Raw genomic sequence first — 2,083 nt, 5'->3', positions numbered from 1 at the left:
ATGTGTATAAGAGACAGTTCTTTAACTTCATAATATTGCTGAAGTTTGTTTGTTAAATCTTTTATCAACTCGTTGTTTTTAAGCATGGTAACATTTTGTTGTGTTATTTGCTTATAGTTGTTATCTATATTGTTAGTAAGCAACCTTTGTTCCAAAATGTCGTATATAACGGCTTTATCTTCTAAAATAACATAACCTTTTTTGTTATTAGCATCAAATAGTTGAGCTACAAATGCCCTTGTATCACTCTCGTTTAAGCCCGCAATAGAGCCATTTACGTCTCTGCTAACAAAGCCAACGTCTGTACCTTTGAAGTTCTCTAGTGCCGCTTTTGCTTTAGCTGTTAGAAGCTCTTTTTGTTTTTTCTCATTGTAAATTTCAAGCACCATTTCTCTTGCTTGCTCAAAGCTCATAGGCTGTGGTGGAGTTATGCTTTTTACTCTAGCTATCAAGTAACCATCTTTATATATAAAAGGTTTTACCACCTCACCAACTCTTGCACCTTTTATCTCATCAAGTGGGAAAGTTGCATTATCTTCGTTTACGCTAACAAAATCATTTGTAGCAAGCTCAGCCTTTTTGATAGAGACATATTTTTCTAAAGCGTTAGTTTTACTTTGCTCGATGTTGTAGTCTTTACTAACTTCAGCTTTTACCTCTTCAAATGGCTTTATCTTATCGTCTGAGCCTTTATATCTCTCTTTGTTTTCGTTGTAATACGTAGTTAAAGCAGCTTCATTTGCTTCATTTTTGTTTGACTCTACAAAGTATGTCTCTATGCCGTAAATCGTCTTTGTCATATAGTTATTTTTGTTGATCTCCCAAAGATCTTTTAGTTCTTTTTCGTCTACTTTGATCTCGTTCTGATCAGCATTTATAACCTCTACAGCTAATTTATCTTGCATAAAAAAGCTAGCTTCCATCATAGCCATATCTTCTTTGCTGGCTGGTAAATTTAGGATGGTTCTTAGTTTATCAACCAAGATGGTTAGTTTTAAATTTTCTTCAAAATCAGTAGGATTTATCCTAGCTCTTCTTAGAACGTCGTAATATAAATTCTTGTCAAAAACGCCGTCTTTTTGGAATGTTGGATCTACGATGATATATTTTAAAACATCGTCTTTGCTAACGCTAAGACCGATGTCGTCTGCGAAATTTAGAAGTAAATTTTCTTGTATAGCAGCCTGAAGTGCGGCTTTTTCTAAGCCTAACTCATCAGCCTTTTCTTGTGTTAGTTTGCCTTCAAACATGTTGTTGTAGTACTGATATAGCCTATCGTACTTTTGTTGTAACTCCTGAACGCTTATGTTTCTGTGTCCTACTTTTGCTACTGATGTAGCTCTATTGCTGTTTAGATCGTATGCTCCCCAGCCGACAAATCCAGCTCCGACAAAAGCTATCGTACTCACCCAAATGGTTACGACTAGGTATTTTTTATGTTTTTGCATCCAAGATAACATTAAATTCTTCCTTTAAAATACTAACAAAGCTTGTGCGATATTTTATATAAATTTGGCTTAAATAAGCTTAAAATGGGGCTTTAAAAAAACGTATTTGGAGAATTTTACTAACAAATTTTTTGGATTTTTGTTAGTAAAATTTAAAAGCTGTAGTCACTATAATTGCTTGAAAAATGAAGCAGTTTGCAGCTATTTTCTAACAAAGCTATATCTTTTGCAAGTAGCTGAGGACTCCTGCTATACGCGTAAACACCGTATCCTTTGATCACGACGACGTTAGTATTTTTCTCGATCATACATCTATAAATTTCAGTTTCAGCGCGCTCATACCAGTCGTCAAACTGCTTTGGGTCATAGACTAAAATTTCGTTAAATCTCATGGATCCAAAATAGTCTTTTGGTACGATCTTTTCATGCTTCATTGCATATGCTGTCGCATATGGAGGCATGGCGTAGCAGACAAATTTTGCTTCATTTATGTTTTTGTAGATATTTAAGTGTATATCAGCATCTAAGCTCGCATCATTCCATCGGTAGTCCTTTTTTGATGAAAGAAGCGTTAGATCACTATCTTGCAAGTCGTCAAAAATGGCATTTTGCTTGTTGATGATAAATTGATTTTT

General features: G+C 34.6%; 2 protein-coding genes. Both read right to left on the bottom strand.

Going from position 1 to position 2,083, the window contains the following annotated elements; translation table 11 throughout:
• Positions 1–1,460: peptidylprolyl isomerase (locus tag Q0296_RS00195; RefSeq protein WP_298035588.1), on the bottom strand; the 1,460-nt coding region annotated here is incomplete at its 3' end.
• 140 nt (positions 1,461–1,600) lie between these two features.
• On the bottom strand, positions 1,601–2,083 hold a 483-nt coding region (locus Q0296_RS00190; protein ID WP_298035587.1), incomplete at its 5' end, for a class II aldolase and adducin N-terminal domain-containing protein.

Source organism: uncultured Campylobacter sp. (assembly GCF_937890585.1).
Classification (GTDB): Bacteria; Campylobacterota; Campylobacteria; order Campylobacterales; family Campylobacteraceae; genus Campylobacter_A.
The sequence above is the reverse complement of the archived record's forward strand: the minus strand, read 5'-3'. Positions and strand labels throughout refer to the sequence as shown.